At 49.3% G+C, this 20,335-nt stretch carries 11 protein-coding genes; 1 reads left to right on the forward strand and 10 read right to left on the reverse strand.

Annotated features, from left to right (window positions below):
* The first annotated feature begins 57 nt into the window (after positions 1–57).
* Positions 58–2,607 (forward strand): galactose oxidase, encoded by a 2,550-nt coding sequence (locus tag KOD92_RS00345; protein WP_215231538.1) that lies wholly within the window; start codon positions 58–60, stop codon positions 2,605–2,607.
* On the opposite strand, the gene KOD92_RS00350 is transcribed toward KOD92_RS00345, so the two are convergent.
* The 10 genes from KOD92_RS00350 to KOD92_RS00395 all read right to left on the reverse strand — a co-directional run bounded on the left by KOD92_RS00350 (position 2,608) and on the right by KOD92_RS00395 (position 20,318).
* The gene (locus KOD92_RS00350; RefSeq protein WP_229254463.1) at positions 2,608–4,182 is read right to left on the reverse strand and encodes a glycoside hydrolase family 43 protein; all 1,575 of its coding nucleotides are present in this window, start codon (positions 4,180–4,182) and stop codon (positions 2,608–2,610) included.
* Between the two features lie 58 nt (positions 4,183–4,240).
* On the reverse strand, positions 4,241–5,551 hold the full coding sequence (locus KOD92_RS00355) for a glycoside hydrolase family 71/99-like protein (RefSeq protein WP_215231539.1): 1,311 nt from the start codon (positions 5,549–5,551) through the stop codon (positions 4,241–4,243).
* 10 nt (positions 5,552–5,561) lie between these two features.
* On the reverse strand, positions 5,562–6,245 hold the full coding sequence (locus KOD92_RS00360; RefSeq protein ID WP_215231540.1) for a DUF3823 domain-containing protein: 684 nt from the start codon (positions 6,243–6,245) through the stop codon (positions 5,562–5,564).
* 246 nt (positions 6,246–6,491) lie between these two features.
* Entirely contained in the window at positions 6,492–8,387 is a 1,896-nt protein-coding gene (locus KOD92_RS00365) for a RagB/SusD family nutrient uptake outer membrane protein (protein ID WP_215231541.1), read from the reverse strand.
* 11 nt (positions 8,388–8,398) lie between these two features.
* Positions 8,399–11,542, reverse strand: coding sequence for a SusC/RagA family TonB-linked outer membrane protein (locus KOD92_RS00370; protein ID WP_215231542.1), 3,144 nt, complete (start codon positions 11,540–11,542; stop codon positions 8,399–8,401).
* Positions 11,543–11,852: 310 nt separating this feature from the next.
* On the reverse strand, positions 11,853–13,001 hold the full coding sequence (dgoD, locus tag KOD92_RS00375; RefSeq protein WP_215231543.1) for a galactonate dehydratase: 1,149 nt from the start codon (positions 12,999–13,001) through the stop codon (positions 11,853–11,855).
* Between the two features lie 38 nt (positions 13,002–13,039).
* Entirely contained in the window at positions 13,040–14,749 is a 1,710-nt protein-coding gene (locus KOD92_RS00380; protein ID WP_215231544.1) for a PQQ-dependent sugar dehydrogenase, read from the reverse strand.
* A 111-nt stretch (positions 14,750–14,860) separates the two neighbouring features.
* A complete protein-coding gene (locus KOD92_RS00385; protein ID WP_215231545.1) occupies positions 14,861–16,522 on the reverse strand; it encodes an FAD-dependent oxidoreductase in 1,662 nt (553 codons plus the stop codon).
* Positions 16,523–16,546: 24 nt separating this feature from the next.
* Positions 16,547–18,577: an FAD-dependent oxidoreductase gene (locus tag KOD92_RS00390; RefSeq protein WP_215231546.1), complete on the reverse strand. Its 2,031-nt coding sequence runs from the start codon at positions 18,575–18,577 to the stop codon at positions 16,547–16,549.
* Positions 18,578–18,644: 67 nt separating this feature from the next.
* Positions 18,645–20,318, reverse strand: a complete 1,674-nt coding sequence (locus KOD92_RS00395) for a RagB/SusD family nutrient uptake outer membrane protein (protein WP_215231547.1) — start codon at positions 20,316–20,318, stop codon at positions 18,645–18,647.
* Between the last annotated feature and the right edge of the window lie 17 nt (positions 20,319–20,335).

A 20,335-nucleotide genomic window follows, 5' to 3' on the forward strand; every position in this document is an offset into this window, starting at 1 on the left:
TTTATTTGAATACCAATTCACTTCATCCAGCAAACCCGAATCACTTTTACGCCACGCATGTGTTTCCGCGCCCTCATTTTATCATTTTTCCTGACGTTCCTTTCCGGATTGCCAAACGAGCTTTCTGCGCAGGCTTACGGGCTGGGGTTTGAAAGTTTTGAGGCTGTTCAGGACAAACGTACCGGCCTCGACCTCAGTCCCGAGGGTACATTATGCTTTAATGAAGACTTTGAGCTTTCCTTTGAGCTTTCATTTTTGCCGGATAAAAGAAACTATTTCGGCTACATCGTGCGGCTGATCGAAGACGATAACCGCAATATTGATATCCTTTACGACAATTCTGACCTCGTAACCCACCATTTCAAAGTTGTTACCGGCGACCGTTTTTCTACGATCGCATTCAATATCCCCGCTCAGGACCTTTTTCAGAAATGGAACCGCATTCGCCTGATATTCAACAAAAAACAAAAAACGATCACACTGATTTCCGGTACGCAAAGCTTTCGCCACCCTTTTGAAACAAGCGGAAAAAGCTGCTATAAAGTGCTTTTCGGCGCTACCCGCTACAAGAATTTCAATACAACGGATGTGCCGGCGATGAAGATCCGGAATGTGCAGGCGTTTGACAAAGGTGTTCTGAAATACCATTGGCCGCTCGACGAAATGCTCGGCAACAAAGCGACGGAACTGCAAAACCACCGCGACGGACTGGCAACGAATCCATTGTGGATCAAAAAAATGCACCACGATTGGCAGGCTTTAAAAACCTTTACGCTGGAAGGCCCGGCTCGTGTGGCCTGTGATCAGGAATCGGGTTCGGTGTTTATAGTCGGCCAGGATTCGCTGATCAATTACCGTGTCGCCACCAATACCGTACGCTATTTCAGCTACCCTGCCCAGTCGCTTTTTATGGATAATCAGGTGCTGTATGACAAGTCGCAGGACAAGATCTTCAACATTTTTATCAACGAAAAACAGGTAACTTCTTTCGACCTGAAAACGGGTACCTGGAATAGAAATGTGCCCGATTCGTCGCAGAAATCGCATTTTCTCCACGCTAATAAGTTCTTTTCACCAACGGAATCTTCTATTTACATACTTGGCGGATACGGACATCTGGAGTATAAAGGGAATGTTCAAAAATATGATCTTCGAAACAATAGCTGGACTGATCTCGCAAGAAATGATACCGTTTTCAACCCGAGATATCTCGCTGCATTGGGGCGCACAAAAACGGGCGCTTACCTGATAGGAGGTTATGGAAGTACCACGGGCAAGCAGATCCTGAATCCGAGAAACTGGTATGATCTGCTTTACTTTAATGCGCTTGATGGTTCTTTCAAAAGGTTATATCAGCTAAAATCTCCGGCGGAGGATTTTGTATTTGCCAACTCAATGGTAATCAATGAGAAAGAATCCAGCTACTACGCATTGATCTTCCCGAAAGATAAGTTTCAAAGCGAAATGCAGCTGATCCGCGGCTCGCTCAAATCTCCCGATTACGTGGCTGTCGGTTCGAAAATACCTTTCCAATTCCTGGACACAGGCTCATTTGCCGACCTGTTCTACGACCTGCATACCCGCCGCTTTGTAGCTGTTACCCTGCATAAAAACAACAATAACCAGACAGTCGCGTCGATCTATTCGCTTTACTCGCCTCCATTGCCGAGCGCCGCGCCAACCGTGGCCCAGGCCGGTGAGCGTAACTACGGACTTTGGGCAGTGATTGCAGGTGGTGTAATAGTAACTGCGTTGTTGATCTATTTTTACAACAAAAAGAAACCAACATATCCGCCCGTCAGTGAGCCGGTTCGCGCCAGCGTACCAAAGTCGGCACCAGAAGAAATATTTTCGGCAGCTACCGATGGATTCAGCCCTATTCCACTTCAAAACAGTATTTTACTTTTTGGAAACCTGCAAATATTCGACGAAAACGGGCGAGAGATCACCAAGTCTTTTACGCCACTGCTGAAAGAGTTATTCCTTGTCCTGCTGCTTTACTCCACCCGCCGGGAAGGGATCAGTTCTGAAAAGTTGAAAGAGTTATTGTGGTCTGACAAATCGGCGGAAAGCGCGCGGAACAACCGTTCGGTCAATATCGCGAAGCTGAAAGCCGTGCTCGACCAGCTGAAACATTGCGTGGTTTCGAAAGAGACCGGTTACTGGAAACTGAATGTGGACTACGATTTTCTGCGCGTCGACTACGCCGAATATCTGTCGCTGGTAAATGGAAAACGCACGTTGACCAAACAGGAAGTGACCCGGCTGGCCAATATTACCAAGCGCGGAAGCTTTCTTTCCAACCAGGAATACGAGTGGCTGGACAGTTTCAAATCCGAAGTTTCGAATGAAATTGTGGACGCGTACCTCCGCTACGCCGCCTCTGTGAATATGGCCGAAGATCCTGAATTCCTGATCCGCCTGGCGAATTACATCTTCTATTTTGATCCCGTGAACGAAGAGGCGATGATCATCAAATGCAAGGCGCTGGCGCATTTAGGCAAACATTCCCTCGCGAAAGCGACACTGGAAAACTTCGCCCGCGAGTACAGCCGCATTTATGGCGAAGAGTTCAGCAAGGACATGCCGGAGGTATTGCATTCATGATCAGTCGTATTTCATGCGGATTGCATTGATCTCACTTTTGCCGCCACCTTTCCCCGAAACGCTCACACCTACGCGGGGCGCACGGTCCCAGCGCGGCAGCCAGGGCGCCTCCATTTTGACGCTATTTGAGAGAGAATCAATCTTTTGGCCTTTCACCTCCCAGCTAAATTCGTAAAACCGGCCAAAGCGACTGTCAATTTTCAGGTTCATCAAATTAAATTTTTCAGGCACTTCCTGCGATCTGATCACTTCTCTTTTACCGTCTTTAATTTGCCAAACCTCGATTAGCTCTTCTCGGACACCGAGCCCGAGCGCATTATCAGCATCGCCGTATAATACAATATTTTGCATCAGCTCATTCAATTTCATTTCGGCTGAAAAAGTGTAGTTACCCTTTTTCAATACCAGTCCAATGAAGCTGCCCACCGGCTGCTCGCTCGTCTTCTCAATGCGCAATGCACCCTTTTCGATCGCATAGGAAGGCTTTGGAAAACGCACGTCATATACCCATGGAGCCTGCAAGGTATCGCGGGTGTAGTCGAGTGAAAAGCTTGGATTAGTGAGTACAGTGGCGGTGGAAGGCGCTTCTGCCTGGGCTGGCGTCGTTTTTCCGTACCTAAAAGCGGGCCATTTTGAAGCTTCGTCCCAAATCAATTCGCTTAGTACTCCCTGACGACCTGTAAAAGTAAACTCCGTTCCATTGTAAGCATGGTGCAGGTAAAAGTAACGTTTGTCAGGAGTGACAACTACTGTTCCGTGACCCGGACATTTCCAAGTCTCATCTCCAAAAAGTACAGGATTGCCCGAATATTTCGTCCACGGCCCTTGCAGATTTTCGGCCCGCGCAAAGCCGACCTGGTAATCGCATTGCTCTCCGCAGCACGCGTTGCCGGAATAGAGCATATACCAAAAATTACCTCGCTTGAATATAGCCTGACCTTCCGCGCCGCCATTTTCCCAACCTGCCGGATCGGCCTTGATCATTGTAAATTCCTTACCGGTCATTTTCAGTCCGTCGGCCGAAAGTTCGGCACCCAATATCTCGATACCTTTGTCTTTATCCAGCCCGTAAGCCTTCCAGGTGATGAATAGCTTGTCTTTGTCTTCCACAATAAACGCGTCGATCGCTTCATTGGTCCATTCGACAATCACCCCGTGATCCTTAAAACCTTTGGTCAAATCCTTGGTGCTCGCCACGCCGATGAAAGATTTCTGATCCGATTTCCGGCGGGCAGTATAGTATACGAAAAACGTCCCATTGCGAAAAAACAGTTCTGGCGCCCAGTAGCTGCCCATTGTCCACTTCGGCAGCTCATCAAATACCGGTCCCACATATTCCCAGTCGACCAGATTTTTGGAAGAATAGATCGGATAAGCCGGCCCCCATTCCGAAGAAGTGCCCGCTGCATAATAGGTATCCCCCACCCGGATAACCGACGGATCGGCAAAATCACCGGCAATAACCGGGTTGCGATACGTGACTACCCGGGTAGGGGGCGCTTTTTGGGCAAAAAGATTGGTATTGAAGAGCAACAATAATGCGAACGCGAGTAACCTGATTTTCATCTTTTTCATAGATTGGATAAGCTAAGAAAAAGAATAATTTTAGAAATCAGAAGTTAACCCACGGATACTATTGCGCGCGATCGGGCTTTTGCGCGCCGTAGCCTGTGGCCCCATGGAACCATTTGGCACCCTGGCCGGTGAGCCAGAGGTAGTAATCGGCAGGTAAGTCTGCTTCAATGCCGACAAATTTACCGTCCCCGTTCAGCGGTGTTTCGCCCTCTTTTTTGGTTTTAAAAATGGCGGTACCCTCGTCCACTTCGTCGAACATCGCTACATACAGCGCCTCCGCGCCCGACATTTTTGCCCCGGCGATCTGCTTCCAGAGGAACTCGCCTTTTCCGCGTGGGATCTGGTTGTAAAGTGATTTATCATTTTTAAGATTTCCCCAACTGAAACCAGGAAATACCAGCGGCGCGTAATCGATATTGTTCGTTTTGCACCAGGCAATATCGCCCGGCAAATGCGTGCCTGCTACGGAGGTATAGGAAGACGAATTATACCTGCCCACCGCCCAGGGCATCACCACATCCACATTTTTGATCACGGTATGCAGCAGTGGCGAGTTCTCCGTATCGTTTCCGAACGTGCGCCAGTAGTAAGGTACCCCAAGCAGGATAGAGGCTTTTTTGGTCGGACCTTTGATCTTTTCAACGAGTTTTTGAATATCAGAAACCGTGTATTTGCGGCCATCGTTGAACCCTACACCCCATATTGCCACCAGCGGGCGACCGTTGTGGCGCAGGTAGGTCGGGTTTTGTTTGTTGTCAAAAAGGGCAAACAGCTTTTGCAGTTCCTCCCAATCTTTAACTATAAAATCCATATCCGCCGACACCGAACCGCTGAGATCGTACATGATACTGATCGCGCGTCCGTATTTTTTAGAAGCTTTTAATGCGTTTGCGAGCACTTTGTTAAAATGCTTTTTGCCACTCTCGCCCTTCACCTCGCTCACAAACCGCTGCATATAAACGCCGTCGATATCATGCTCTTTCATCCATTTGAAATGCAGATCCACGCTCTCCTCGTCGTAGGGACTGTACACTTTTGCAGTCTCGCCATTCGCGTATTTGAATGCGGTGTTATAGGTTTTGGGATAGTCGGTCACGTCGGGCCAGAAGTCGATGGAAGATGAGCCCGGCTCGAACTTGCCCCCTTTCTGGTAATGATGCCAGCCCCGGCCAGCCCCGTCGCCCTCGGCCGTGAACCAGCCCTGGTACCCGGCCATCACGAGTCCTTTGTAACTTTTAAACAGCACGCCGGTAGTATCGTATTTTACTTCTTCAACTGGTTTAGGATCAACAGGTTTTGCATTATCATCAGCCGCCTTGCAGCTTAAAGAAAGAAAAGGTAAGAGTAAAAGGAAGTTTAGTATTTTCATGATTTATGTTTTATAAAGCCAGCCTTACCGCCTTCGCGTAGTTAAATTTCGATTCCGGCGCGTCAATGATCGCCCCGACGCGGAAGAAATACTGGCTTCCGGTTTTCAGCACATTGCTGTTCGCAGCCTGATCCAGTTCGATCTGATACGTTTTGTTCGGGTCGCTCGCAGCGTTGATTTCCTGCTCGGCCAGCGCAGTCCGCATCGGTTCGCCCACGGTCGGTTCGGGGTGCGCATACAAGCCGATCTTGCGGACATTATTGATAACAGTTTGCTGCAATTTGAAGCTGGCGACCACTTTTGTCCCCACTTTTTCGATCTTTACATCTTTCACCCGAATGTAAGGCTGCACCTTGAAATCCAGCTGGGTGGCACCATTGACCTGCACATCCTGCGGGGTAACCGGCACAAAATTCCCCCGCACCGGCGCAATGCTGTACGTATTGGAGAATACCAGATTGTTCCGGTAAGAACCGTCATTTTTGAAAATCATCAGCTGCTTCGTCTGCGACTCATAACCATGCTCAATATACTCGATCGCGCTGCCCCGGATAATATCCTGCTCGACCGGCTCATTGGTCTCCGCATCCAGAATCGTCCCAAACAACTGCGCATCCGGCGCCGGATAATTATCAATGCTGCATCCGGTAAGAAGGAGGAGCAGGAAGAAGAGATGTAGTTTTAGTGTTTTCATATGTTGGTTGTTTTTAAGGTTGGGAAGAAAGGGAGGAAAGGGAGGATGGAGGAATGGAGGAAGGAGGAACGGAGGAAGGAGGAAAGGGAGGATGGAGGAACGGAGGAAGGAAGAAGAAAAGGGGAGATATAAACATAGTAATGCGTTAAAACGTTGTATTATCTTAATACACTAAATCATAAAGTTCTTCTCCTTCCCCCCTTTCCTCCATCCTCCCTTCCTCCCTTCCTCCCTTCCTCCCTAATTTCAATACTGCGGATTCTGTATCAAACCATTCGCTCCTATTCCCGGAATATACCGGTAGTATTGCTTGTAGTCGAAGGTGGAAGGGTTGCTTCGGGCTACGTTGGTGCGGATGAAAATGTATTTGGCGGGTGTTACGCGCAGGTCCAGCACGGGCAGGATCGAGTGCCGCATCGTGTTGTTGAAAGTAGTGTGGTACTCGCGCCTTCTGATCAGGTCCCAGAAACGTTTGTTCTCGAAAGCCAGCTCTACCCTTCTTTCCCGGATCACATTGTCGATCGTAAGTGGAATGTCGGTTTTATGTCCGGCCCGGTGGCGGATATCGTTGAGCGCTTTTGCTCCCTTCACTTTATCACCCGTACCGCTTTCCACGATCGCTTCGGCATAGTTCAGCAGGATTTCGGCGTAACGGAAATCAGCGAAGTCGGTGATCGACTGGTTCCAGCCCGGCGCTACATTCACGCCTTCATTCAAAAATTTCTTGAAGCTCACTCCCGTACGGGTATTGTTCCCGCCCCACGTATCGAAACCCGAGTATTGCGTCCGGTCAGCTGCTCCGTACGTATAATAGGTTTTCCCGTTGACAGTAAAAGGCTCGCCGCCCATGATCTGGGCATTGCCGTCGGGTCTGATAAAACCGGCTTGAATGACAATTTTCTGTCCTTTCCAGTTGGTACCCGGCAATATCATTGTCGCCCACATCCGTGCGTCTTTGCCTTTAAATATATCATTCGGCCCCTCGTACCGCTTGTATTGTTTCGACGCATTGAATCCGTTGTAATCGTTCATATCATTTCCGGCTTCCGTCGTGACGATCGGCGCGCTGGCTCCGGGCTTGTCGTAGCTTTCGTAAGCGTCCATCAGTTCCAGCGTCGGGTTCATGCGGCCCGGGTGCGGCCAGCCGTTTGCAGTCTGGTTGGGCTGAAACCAGATCCCGTAGTTGTGACCCGTTCCTGAGCCTGGCCTTGCATAACCTTTGATAAAAATTACTTCTTCGGGCGCATTGTTAGGATCTTCAAAAAGCAGCCGATAGTTGTTCGCTGCTTCTTCCGGATTGGCCGGATTTGCCCGAAACAATGCAAATTTCCCCGAACTCATAATCGCCTCCGAAGCATCGGCGGCAGCCTTGTAGTATTCGGCAGCAGCGGATTTATCCAAACCTACCAGCTTCTGATCAACAGCAGTACCGGATATCGGCGAGCGATCCCCATACTTTGCCAAAGAGGCCGCATGCAGCGCAGCGCGCGATTTTAATGCATAAGCTACCCATTTTGTCGCACGTCTTTCGCCGCCCGGCCACGATTCCGCCAGGTTAGCGATAGCCAGATCACATTCTTTTAGTACAAAATCCCACGTCTCCTTCTCGGTACTTCTCGGCACTTTCAAAGCCTCTACATCTCCGTCATATTTCTGAACAGAAGTGATCAGGGGAACACCGCCATATCTTTTTACCAAAGCAAAATAGGTGTAAGCGCGGATGAATGAACTTTCGCCGATCAGCGCCTTTCTTTCATCGTCAGTCACATCCAGCGTGGGGATAATATCGATCAGGATATTCGTGTCCCGGATCAGCTTGTAACCCTGGTCCCACCACTGGAAATCGTCATTCCCGATAAAATCACCAAACTCGGTATGAACCGCCTCGTCGGTAACCATCGCCGGCGCAAAACCGCCATTGTTGGGGTCGCCCGTATTCCAGTTGAAACCCTGCCTGAAAAACGTAAAATCTTCGATCGGCAGCTGGTAGTAAAGGTTCGCCATATATAATTTGACACCCTCGGGATTCGAGAACAGGTTTTCGCCCTGCAACTTGTCGAGCGGCTGCTTGTCGAGCACATTTCCGCAACCTAATGCGAAAAGGAAAACGAGCAGTAACGCTGTATTTTTAATCATTTTCATTGTTACAGCTGTTAAAATTTAACGTTAATACCAAAGTTGTAGCTCCTCGTCACCGGGTAAGTGAGCCCCGCGCCAAACAGTCCCTCGATTTTTTCAGGGTCAAAAGGCTTCACGAACGGATCGGCCCAGGTGAAGATATTGTGCGCATTTCCATACACGCGAACATCCTGAATACCAATCTTTTTCAGCCAGGGGATATTGAAGGTGTAGCCCAGCTGCGCACTTTTGAAACGCAGGTAAGAAGCATCTTTCCGCCAGGCCGAGCTCTCCGCATACATGGCGCCCACATTGTAATTAAAACGCGAAGCAGGCCACGTGCCCGGAATCCATTGGTTATCTTCCGATAAATGCCAGCGGTCGTAGAAATACTCCGGTGTATTGCCGCGGAAGGCAAAAACCTCTGCATAAACCTCCCGGAACCGCACGCTGTATTTACCCGAACCCTGGAACAATGCCGTGAAATCAAAGCCTTTCCATTCCGCATTCAAGGTCACGCCGTAGTACATTTTCGGGTCGCCGCCGAAAAAGAGCGGCATTGCGTCGTTGCCGTCGATCACGCCGTTTCCGTCCACATCCTTATACCGGAAATCTCCCGGAAGCTCGCGTGTATTGCCCAGGTCGCCGTTTTGGATCGGCGCGTAAATCACTTCATCCGCATTCTGAAACTGACCTTCGAGCTGGTAAGCCCACACCACGTCGTTCCAGCGGTTGGCTGCCCCGCCGCGCCATTTGTCCATACTGCTCAGAAAGTCGCCACGCTCCACGTACCGGTTCATCGTCCGGGCGTAGTTGAAATTCCCTGAAATACCATATTTGAAATCGCGGATCTGGCCGCTGTAACCTGCCGAAAGCTCGATCCCGCGAACTCGGTCGCTATTCAGGTTTTCTTCGGGTAAAGTTCCGCCGAAAGTATTGGGTAAAGACACGTTTCTCCGCGCCAGCAAGCCTTTTCTGTCTCTTTGGTAAATGTCAAAAGTGAAGTCTACCTTGTTGTCAAAAAGGCCCACATCGATCCCGATATCCTGGATATTGGATTTAAACCAAGTCAGTTTTTCGTTTACGATCGCCGGAGAAGCGGCTCCCGTAGTATAATTTCCATTGTTAAATTCATAACCGCCGCCGCCGGTGAGCGAGAAGCCGGGCACATATTGGAACGGCGCGCCTGCATCTGCTCCCACCAATCCGTAAGATCCTCTCAGTTTCAGCATCGAGATCAACGGAATGCGTTTCATGAATTCCTCCTCGGAAATCCGCCAGCCAGCCGAAACCACCGGGAAAAGTCCCCAGCGACGATCTGGGTGATAGCGGTAAGAACCATCGTAGCGCGCCGCAACTTCCAGCAGATATTTTTCCTTGAAATCGTAATTCAAACGCCCCACCAAAGACTGGCTCGCATATTCACTTTCAGAACCATTTGTAGTCTGATTATTCAACCCCGCCTGATCGATCTGATCATTCGTGTAAAATGCATATTCGCGTCCCAGCCCCGCCCAGCGGTTTTTGGATTCCTGCTGTTCGTAAACAAGCGTCGCGCCGAGGTTATGGTTTTTGGCAATTACCGTATTGTAAAATAGCTGCCCCTGGAAAGTGACGCGGTTATTATCGGAAAAATTATTGCCGATACGCGAAGGGTTCCGCTGCTGATGTGCCGTGTATTTATCCAGCGTAGCATCGTAAGTATACAGGTTATAGCTCTTCGAAACCGACTTGTTGCGGTAGTTATTGCTATCATAAGCGACCAACCCTTTCACCCGCAAACCTGGCACGAATGGAACTGTATAGGTCAATGCGAAAGTGGATTGAAAAAATTTGTTCACATCTTCGCTGTACCCGGTCAGGTCGCCGTTTGCAAGCGCTACCGGATTATAGCCGCCGCTCAATAGTGCCGGATATCTCGGATTATCGTTTGCAAAAGGCCGCTCGGTAGCAAGTGCAATGCGGGTACCTTTGTAAATGTTGAAAAAGTTATCTCCCGGCTGGTCCCGCTTATCAAACAACCCTGACAGGATAATATCGGTTTTCAGGTTTTTGGTCAGATCAATACCGATATTGGTCCGGAAAGTGTATTTCTGATACCCCATATCCTTGCTTTTCAGCAGGCCGCCTTCGTTCTGGTAACCAAAACTCGCGAAATAGGTCGCCGCACCTTCACCGCCCGAAGCTGAAATAAAATGCTGCTGCTGCGCCGATGATTTGTTGAGTACTTGCTTGTACCAGTCAGTACTTTCATAACCCGGCGCGCCAGCCCTGAACTTCTCGATCTCTTCGGGCGAATACACCGGATTTTCGCCCAGGTTTTTCGCCGCATCATTCCGCATTTCAGCCCATTGCAATGCATTCGTCATGGTCGGAACATCCGTCGGACTTTGTCTTCCGTAAACTGCATTGTAACTAAACTGTGGCTTTCCTTTCTTCCCTTTTTTCGTAGTCACGATCACAACCCCGTTTCCTGCGCGAATACCGAAAATAGCAGCCGACGCATCTTTCAGTACCGAAATGCTCTCAATATCGTCCGGATTGATCTTTTGAAATTCATACCCGCCGTCACGCGCCACGCCGTCTACCACATACAGAGGTTCACCGAAACCGCGGATATTGATATTGGTACTGAAAGAGCCTGGTTCACCCGAATTCTGGCGGATCTGGACACCGGCGATCTTTCCCTGCAAGCTCTGCGCAAGGCTGGTGTGGGTTGTAGTTTTGATCTGCTCGGTGACAATATTCGAAATCGCGCCGGTCAAAGTTTGCTTTCGCTGGGTACCATAACCCACCACTACTACCTCGTTCAGTTCGTCGGTACTGAGCTCCATTTTAATATCGAAAACGGTTTGGCTGCCCACCGTAATCTCCTGGCGCCGGTAACCCAGAAAGCTCACGATCAATACCGATCCCGAACGAGGGACAGACAGCGAAAATTTACCGTCCGCGTCGCTTGTGGTACCTTTCGCAGTGCCTTGCAAAACGATGCTCGCACCTGGGATGCTCAGGTTCTTTTCATCCCTCACCTCCCCTGAAATCGTCACCTCGCCACTTGCATTTTGCGCCAGCGAGCGACTATTCATCGTTAAAATCAGACAGCAGCAAATACCTGCGTACCTGAGTAATTTTTGGAAATTCTTTAAAACTTCCCGTTTTAATAAAAGTTGATTTTCCATATTATCCGTTTAAATCCAGTTTCATTATTGCCTGATCCATAGGTGAGCACGTGGTTTCTGATCTGTACTTTGGTTGGCCGAACCATGGGTCCAAATAAAGGCGGGCACTATTAAGAAATCGTTAATAAAAAATTAACAGCGCCTGAAAACGCATTAATTTTTTAATTATCTGGATAAAAAATAGAGAAATTGGAAGAATATGGGCGAAAGAGAGGCTTACCGTCAAATTTGAGCACAAGCAAAAACTCCCGCAGCCCCAACTAAAATCTCGGACTGCGGGAGCTGAAAAAGTATAATAAAACCTAGCGGATCACCATTCCGCGGCGCTGCCGTCTTCGTGTTTCCAAAGCGGGTTTTTCCAGTTATGACCTACCTGGGCCATTTTGCGTACCTGGTCTTCATCCACCTCAATGCCGAGTCCCGGCCCCGAAGGAATTTTGACAAAACCGGCTTCATAAGAAAACACCGATTTGTCCGTCAGGTAGTCCATCAGATCACTCCCCTGGTTGTAGTGAATACCCAGACTTTGCTCCTGGATAAATGCATTGTGACAGGTAGCATCCACCTGCAAACAGGCGGCCAGTGCGATAGGGCCGAGCGGACAATGCGGCGCGGCAGCCACGTCAAAAGCCTCGGCCATAGAAAGGATCTTCTTGCATTCAGTAATTCCGCCCGCGTGCGACAAATCGGGCTGGATAATATCCGCATAACCCTGCGTCAGCAGATTTTTGAAATCCCAGCGGCTGAACATCCGCTCACCTGTCGCGATGGGAATGCAGGTATGGTTCGCAATTTCGCGCAGCGCCTCGTTGTTTTCGGGTAAAACGGGTTCCTCGATAAACATCGGACGGAATTGTTCCAGCTCCTTCGCCAGCACTTTCGCCATCGGCTTATGCAGCCTGCCGTGAAAATCGACGCCGATATCGAGCCCATAACCTACCGCCTCCCTTATCGAGGCAACGCGCAGGAGAACCAGATCAATCTTTTCGTAGGAATCGACGTACTGCATTTCGTCCGTCGCATTCATTTTGATCGCACGAAAACCGCTGTCGAGCGCCAGCTTGGCCGCATTCGCCACGTCAGCCGGGCGGTCGCCGCCGATCCAGGAATATACCTTGATCTTGTCACGGCATTTACCGCCAAGCAGCTCATATACAGGCGCATTGTAAAATTTACCCTTAATATCCCAGAGCGCCTGGTCGATACCAGCGATCGCGCTCATCAGGATCGGGCCGCCACGGTAAAATCCGCCCCGGTACATCGTATTCCAGTGGCCTTCAATATCCATCGGATCCTTGCCGATCAGCGTGTCCATTAATTCGATCACGGCCGCTTTCACCGTCGCAGCCTTGCCTTCGATCACCGGCTCGCCCCAGCCTATAATACCTTCGTCGGTTTCGATTTTAAGGAATAGCCACCTCGGCGGCACCTGGAATAACTCGTAGCTCCTGATTTTCATTTCAATAAATTATTTTAAAGTAATTAAAAGACAGTCAATCACTTAACTGCCTCTATAAATGCATTTTTAATGCGGCGGATCTTTCCGTAGGGTTTCGTCATCACATACATTTCCTTCGTTACCAGGTCATATTCGATCCGGACATCCACCCTTTTCGACCCGGTCAGCTCAACCAGATTACTGTCTTTTCCATTTTCTGAAATCACCAGTTCGTGAATCGTCGGGTCGCTCAGTTTTTTATCCATATTGATATAGAAGAGCTTTCCCGTGGCAATATCCCCGAAAACGTATTTGTTTTTTAGCGCAGCAATATCCCCTTCATACACATGCCCGCCGCTGATCGCCGTACCATCGTAATGGTCGTACAATGCAAAAGGGAGTATAAATTGCAGTGAATCCGCGCCGGTAATCTTGAACACATTTTTGAGGTCTTTGCTTGAAATACCGTAGTTGCCTTCCCGGACGTTCCACCCGTAATCTCCCCCTTTTACAACCAGATTAATCTCTTCGAAATTTGATTCGCTTACTTCCGAGCTGAACAGTTTTCCTTCATACCACGTCATTCTGTGCGGATTCCGGAAACCGTAAGCGTAAATTTCTTTATAAATATCCTTGTCCTTTCTGGCTGAAAACGGATTGTCTTTGGGGATACCATAATTTCCGTTACGGCTGTTTTTCCCAAGTGGATCAATGCGGAGAATGGTACCGAGGGGCGATTTCAAGGTGTGACAAAGCTCGGGATAGCCGCTGATCGTGGAAGAGCCGTCGCCAATCCCGATGTACAGTAGCCCGTAATCTTTGTTTTTCTTACTTATTCCAGGTTGAAATGCGATTTCCTGAACGCCATGCACTGCTCCCGGTACATTTACCCGCAGCAACTCTCGCCGGAAACCCTCAAAAACAGGACTTTTCACATCCTTCATTTTCCATTCCGAAACCACCCATTGCATGGCGACTTTGATGCTGTCGTGTAATTCGTAATCAGCAGACTTACCCTTATAAGCTTCGGTATGTGTAATGTAAATCAAACCGTTGCGCTGGTAATCGGGATGAAATGCAAAGCTGCCCAGACCTGTACCCAAGCCGGGTTCGTTGATAAAATCGGCGACGAGATCACGAATATCGAGAAAGGTTTCAACCTGCCTGTTTTGAACTTTATAAATAAGCCCACGCTGGTCGCTTACAAAGAGGGAGCTGTCGCCCGCTGGTCCCGGCCGGGTAAATGCAATGCGTGTCCGCGGCATTTTTTTGCTTGAAAAAGGAATCGTGACAAAATCTTCCAGCTCAATCTTCAAGCCCGATTTCGTAATGGGCGCAGCAAGCCTGGCAGGTTTCGCGCCTGTGCCGATCGTGTCCACGACGAGCGGTTTCAGGTCGAGCGATTTGGTCTCGGCATCGAGGTAAGAGATAATGGATTTGATCTCCTCGTCTTTCAGGAAATCAAAAGGCGGCATCACCATTTTGAAGCGTCGCGCAAGTGCTACCGCGCGCTTGTCGCCCTTTTCAATGACCGCATTCGGGTTTTTAATAAAACTGATCAGTTCTGTATTCGAGAAAATGCGGGTAACGCCGCCTAGGCGCGGCCCCATTTCTTCGGCCTCCAAAGCATGGCAGGAAGCGCAGTAGGTAGTGAAGAGTTCCTTGCCGGCCGTCGCAGAAACGGAGGTCGCCAGGCTGACCTGACTGAAAGAGGAACTGGTGAAAATTGTAGCGAGAACGAAGGCAACAAGGTACTTCTGAATCTTCATATTGATCGAAAACGGGCCTTAGGAATTTGGTGCCGCTATATTAGCTAATATTTTCGATCCTGTCCCTTAAAAATCAGGTCCGCCGGCACTACGGCGGACCTGACTGAATGCTTAATTTTTGGCTGGCGCCACGTATTCGAGTCTTTGCTTGTCCTTCAAAAGCTGTCCGCGCAGATCAGCGTAACTTACATCTTGCACGGCGATATTCTTGTCGATCGCCAATATCGCTGCAGAAGCCGCGCTCTGGCCCAAAATCATAAATACCGGCTCCATTCGAATGGATCCGTAAGCAATATGCGAGCTGGAAACGCACACAGGTACCAGCAGATTCTGGCATTCCTCCTTCTTCGGAACCAGCGAACCATAAGAAATCGCGTAAGGCGTTTTAGGATGCACACCAATATCCCCCTCATTCTGAACAAACCCGTCTTCCGTCACGTACCGTTGCGCATTATGCGAATCCAGCGAATAGGAGCCCATTCCTACGGATTCATTCACAGCTTTTTTACCCAAAGTTTCATTTTCCGTCATCACTTCCTTCCCGATCATGCGGCGCGCCTCGCGGATATAAAGCTGATGCGGCCAGCCGCCATTGTCCTTGAATTCATCTTTCGGCAATCCCCATTTCGCCATTTCTGTGCGCACATCCTGGGGCACATTCGAATCATTGCTGAGATAGTACATCAAACCTTTTTGATACATTTCGTGCGCTTTGATGATTTCCTTTCTGCGCTCGTAAGTTGCCTCCGGGTAGTCGTAATTTTGCCCGATAAAATCGGTGCTGAACGGCCCGTGGTTGTTGGTATCCGTTTTTTTGTTAGGAATAGGGTCGTATTTGTCAAAAGTTTCCGTCCAGCCGGCTTTGTACACGCGGGCCAGCAGTTCGTATTTAGCAGGATCATAACCCGCCGGCTTCGCAAAGGGAATGCGGTTGTCGGGGTTCATTGAAAGGCACATCCGGAAGCAGTAAGCCTGGATTTTGTTGTCGCCTTCTCCGTTTTTGCCAATTTTTTCTGCTGATACATAAGGCAGCAGGCCACTCTTCGGATCACCTTCGATCTTGTACGGACTGATATTCTTTTTGAAATAATGTCCGTGCTGAAAAACGCCCGCCTGAATACCGTTCCATTCTTCATTATAAACACTGTTAGCTTCCCTTCCCACGTGATATTTGACACCCGCGGCTGCCATTAAATCGCCCTCATAGGTAGCGTCAATGAACATTTTACCTGTAAACGTCTTTCCGCTCAGCGTTTTGATAGATACAATTTTACCATCTTTTTTAACCAAGCCTTTCTTACGGTCGAGCCACTCGTCGCGGTATATTTTCACATTGTTTTCTTTCACAAAATCCTCAAAAACCTTCTCTGCCACTTTGGGTTCGAAGATCCACATCGTCCGGTCGGCGCCGTCCATGGCGGGGGTACCCTGACCTTTATTGCCATATTCTTCTTTCTTCTGCCATTCCCACGCTTCGGGCTTTTCGTAATGCATATACAGGCGGTGGTAAAATTCACGCGCGAGGCCGCCGATCACCGACTTGTTGCCGGTATCTGTAAAGCCCAATCCTCCCGAACTAAGTCCGCCCAGGTGCTTATCCGGTGAGACGACGAGTACCGTTTTACCTTGTTTCACAACCTGCACAGCCGCCGTCACCGCGCCGGAAGTGCCTCCGTATACGATCACATCAGCAGAGTAAGTGGCCGATTTCTGAGCATTTGACTGGTAGCTGACCAAAAACCCGACCAGCAGAAGCGAAAAGAATTGTTTCATTGGTATTGAGGATAAAAGAAAAAACTATTTTGAAACAGGAACAAGTAAAATGGCATCTGCCAAAACCAGCCCGTCTGCATCTTTATTTGAGACTTCCACAAATGCCGATTTCCCCGCAGGCAGATCGAAAGTACCCAGGGAAACCCACTCACCGGAAGTTTGCCCAACCACTTCAATATCAGCAGTTTTAAGGGTAACATCCTTGCTCTTCTTGCCGTCAGAAACGATGATCGGGTAATGCGACGACAGGCCGGCTAACTTAGGAAAGTAGTAATAGGCCGCGTATTTACCGCTTTTGGGCACGTCGGGCGTAAATCTTACGGTTTGCAGCGCCTTGTTCTGTGGGTTGGAGGATAGCAATGAAGGACCGTAACTGCCTCGTTTTCCGCTCTTCCATTCGCCCATTACTTTCACGGCATTTTCATTTTCATTATCCACCAATACCTGCTGCACCGAACCATTTGCCAGCGGATCTGCGGCCAGTTTTTTAATCAGCTTTTGCGCGTCCACTTGTTGCACGCTCACCTTCGCGTCGATCGCCATTGCCGCTGCAACTGCGGATGATTGCGCCAATACCATAAATACCGGCTCCATCCGGATAGATCCATAGGCAATATGCGTCGCCGACAGACAGACTGGCACGAGCAGATTCTTGCATTCACTTTCCTTCGGGATAATAGCACGGTAAGAAACCGGGTACGGACCAAAGCCGCCCACTTCTACATTACCCTCGTTTTTCGTATTCCCATCCACAACCAGGCGCTGGATATTGTGCGAATCCATCGTGTAAGCGGCCATTCCTACCCCATCGTTCACTTTTTCCTTTCCTTCGCAATTCGCCTGCGTCATTACATAGCTGCCGACCATTCTCCGTGCTTCCCGAATGTAAAGCTGCGGCGACCAGTTGCCGTTTTCTGTGTATTCATCTTTGGGATAACCCCATTTCAACATTGACTTGCGCAGCTCTTCGGGCACGCGCGGATCGTGGCCCACGAAGTAGAGAAGGCCTTTTGTGTAGGTTTCATGGTCTTTGACAATGCGTTCCCGCACCTGGTAGCTACCATTGGGATAGTCGTAATTCATCCCGATCATATCGGTTGAAAACCCGTTGCGGTTGTTGATGTCCGTTTTTTTGTTCGGCATCGGGCTCCATATAAAGTAATCGTTCAGTGCTTTTTTGGTCGGATTCTTTTGCATTAACCTCACCAGCAACTCATAATGCGTGGAATCGTATCCTGCCGGCCGGGTAATAGGTACCTGATTCGCCGGGTCAGAAGTAAGGCAGATCCGGTAATTGTAAGCCTGCACTTTCTTGTCGCCGCTGCCTGTCGGAGCAAGCTTTTCATTTGAAATACCCCATAACAACCCGCTTTCCGGCTTGCCGGGCGTTTTGTAAGGATCAATACCATTTGGAAGCTGGTGGCCGTCCATTAACTGTACACCATTAATTGTCTCATTGTATTCGGAATTTGCCTCGCGACCAACTGCATAGGAAACGCCAGCTTTTGCCATTAAATCACCTTCATAAGAACAGTCGATAAACATTTTCGCTTCGACGTTCAGGTTCGTTGCGGCTTCGGGTTTCAGGCTGTTTTCAAGAATGATGGATTGAATAGTACCCTTATTTTTATTTGCCGAAACAATTCTGTGCTGGTACGTTACCTTAATTCCAGCCTCGTCGAGGTATTGCTGCAAGTACTTTTTAGCCACGCTGGGTTCGAATATCCATTGTTCAAACTTCCCGTAATGCTTGCCCAGTCTTCGGTAAAAATCAAGGGAGAGACCTGAAATGGCATACTTGTTACCGATATCCGTTTGCCCGAGCCCGCCGGAAGTCATTCCCCCTAAATGCGCGGTCGGTTCGATCAATATCACCGACTTACCCATCTTTTTGGCAGTATAAGCAGCGATCACGCCGGCAGCAGTTCCGCCGTAAATACAGATATCAACGGTTTGCTTAGCCTCCCGGACCGGCGGTCTTTGCGCGGGCAAAACAGTGAGCATTGCCAATGCAAGTGGCAGAATAAGGGTTTTACGGAGTTTGAGTTTTGACATTTCTTTTAATTTAAATGAGAATAAATGCAAAAGCACAGACAGGGTTCACGCTGCCTGTGCTTTTTGGTTAATAGTTGGGATTCTGCGTTAAAGTCGGATTCACCTCTCTTTCAAGCCTCGGGATCGGCCACAGATTGTCACGTTCGTTGCTATACGACCGGGTTTCGATCACGCGCATTTGCGATGCATTGGCCACGTTCTCGTAATGTGGCGTTCCATTCTCATCGATCCTAGGCGCGCTCGACAGAAATGCATTGCGGATCCGGCCTCTCAGCGGGCCTTTCATCACATCCTCCCCAATATTCCAGCGACGGATGTCAAACAATCGCAGCCCCTCGCCTGCAAATTCCGACTTCCGCTCAATGCGGATGATCGATCGCAGTTCTGCCTGCGTTTTGCCAGCCGTGACCGCCGTCATATTTACGCCCGGACGCTGCCTCACAGCGTTAATCGCTTCATATACAGACGCATCCAGCTGGTTCAACTCGATTTTTGCTTCTGCATAATTGAGCAAAACTTCGGCATACCTGAACAGGATCACGCCCAGCTCGCTGTTGTCGATATCCGGAAAATCAGCCACGTCGGTGTATTTGCGCCACAAATAGCCCGAGAAGGTTGCGTAGGCATGCGTCGCTTCCACATTTTGCACGCGGCGTGCCGGAGTGGTCGAATAATCCAACGTCATCAAACTATCGGGATGTGTTTCAAACAGGTAATTAATAAAACGCGTTTGCGGCAGAACGACGGTTTGGGTAAGTCGCGGATCGCGGTTTGCAAATGGTTTTTTGGGATCAAAAAGGGGCGATTTATCAATCGGAAGTCCGTCAATGCAAGCATAGGAATCGACCAGCGCCTGCACCGGGATCTTGTTCGAATGCCCCAATGCAATGCGGGAAAAGAAGAACCTTGGCAAGCTGTGCACTTTCGTGCCTTTTAAATATTGAACCGAAAAAATGATCTCTTTGGAACCCTGGCCCGCATACTGAAACAGCTGGGTAAAGTCGCCGTGCAGGCTATAAGTGCCCAATTTCATCAGTTCCGAAGCCGCTTGTGCCGCTGCTTCATAGCGTTTGTTGAAAAGCGCAATGCGCGATTTCAATGCAAGCGCAGCACCCTTGTTCGCGCGACCTTTGTTCACCGTACCGGTTTCGGCGAGCAGCGCGGGCGCAATCGCATCGAGCTCGGCGATAATAAAATCGGTGACCTCATCCTTTGTATTACGCGGAAGCTGCGATTCGTTGAGCAGTACAGGTTTGGTCAGCAGAGGCACGCCGCCGTAAAGCTCATTGATGATAGAATAAAAATACGCCCTCAAAAATCTCACCTCCGCCATTAAACGGTTGTATTTGGCTTCCGGCACGATCGCGGCGAGCGGCTCGGCTTTGGAAAGAATGTAGTTGCAGCGACCGATACCGCGGTAAAAACCGCTCCAATAGCTGGAAATCATCGCATTATCCGCATTCGCATTCCCCATCCCGAGATTCTGAAGGGAACTGGTATTCCGCTCCCAGCCAATATCCGTAGCAGCGTCGAGCATCTGGAAAAACGGCCCGTTCACATCCCCAGCCCCGCCAAACCAAAGGGTATTGTAAACCCCAGTCACGGCCAGGTCGAGCTCGGCTTCGGTGCGTAGGAAAGTTTCGTCCGAGGGATTGTCGAGCGGAAATCTTTCGAGGTAATCGTCGCAGGAAGTGACGGCAATGCAGCAAAAAATGAGCAGTATATATTTTGTGAATTTCATCGTATCAAAAATTTAAA

The organism is Dyadobacter linearis (genome assembly GCF_907165045.1).
Classification (GTDB): Bacteria; Bacteroidota; Bacteroidia; order Cytophagales; family Spirosomataceae; genus Dyadobacter; species Dyadobacter linearis.

What these genes read in the sequence shown, in the direction of transcription:
- KOD92_RS00345 (WP_215231538.1), top strand. Translation starts at nt 58, where the DNA reads ATGTGTTTCCGCGCCCTCATTTTATCATTTTTCCTGACGTTCCTTTCC.
- KOD92_RS00350 (WP_229254463.1), bottom strand. Translation starts at nt 4,182, where the DNA reads ATGAAAAAGATGAAAATCAGGTTACTCGCGTTCGCATTATTGTTGCTC.
- KOD92_RS00355 (WP_215231539.1), bottom strand. Translation starts at nt 5,551, where the DNA reads ATGAAAATACTAAACTTCCTTTTACTCTTACCTTTTCTTTCTTTAAGC.
- KOD92_RS00360 (WP_215231540.1), bottom strand. Translation starts at nt 6,245, where the DNA reads ATGAAAACACTAAAACTACATCTCTTCTTCCTGCTCCTCCTTCTTACC.
- KOD92_RS00365 (WP_215231541.1), bottom strand. Translation starts at nt 8,387, where the DNA reads ATGAAAATGATTAAAAATACAGCGTTACTGCTCGTTTTCCTTTTCGCA.
- KOD92_RS00370 (WP_215231542.1), bottom strand. Translation starts at nt 11,542, where the DNA reads ATGGAAAATCAACTTTTATTAAAACGGGAAGTTTTAAAGAATTTCCAA.
- dgoD (WP_215231543.1), bottom strand. Translation starts at nt 13,001, where the DNA reads ATGAAAATCAGGAGCTACGAGTTATTCCAGGTGCCGCCGAGGTGGCTA.
- KOD92_RS00380 (WP_215231544.1), bottom strand. Translation starts at nt 14,749, where the DNA reads ATGAAGATTCAGAAGTACCTTGTTGCCTTCGTTCTCGCTACAATTTTC.
- KOD92_RS00385 (WP_215231545.1), bottom strand. Translation starts at nt 16,522, where the DNA reads ATGAAACAATTCTTTTCGCTTCTGCTGGTCGGGTTTTTGGTCAGCTAC.
- KOD92_RS00390 (WP_215231546.1), bottom strand. Translation starts at nt 18,577, where the DNA reads ATGTCAAAACTCAAACTCCGTAAAACCCTTATTCTGCCACTTGCATTG.
- KOD92_RS00395 (WP_215231547.1), bottom strand. Translation starts at nt 20,318, where the DNA reads ATGAAATTCACAAAATATATACTGCTCATTTTTTGCTGCATTGCCGTC.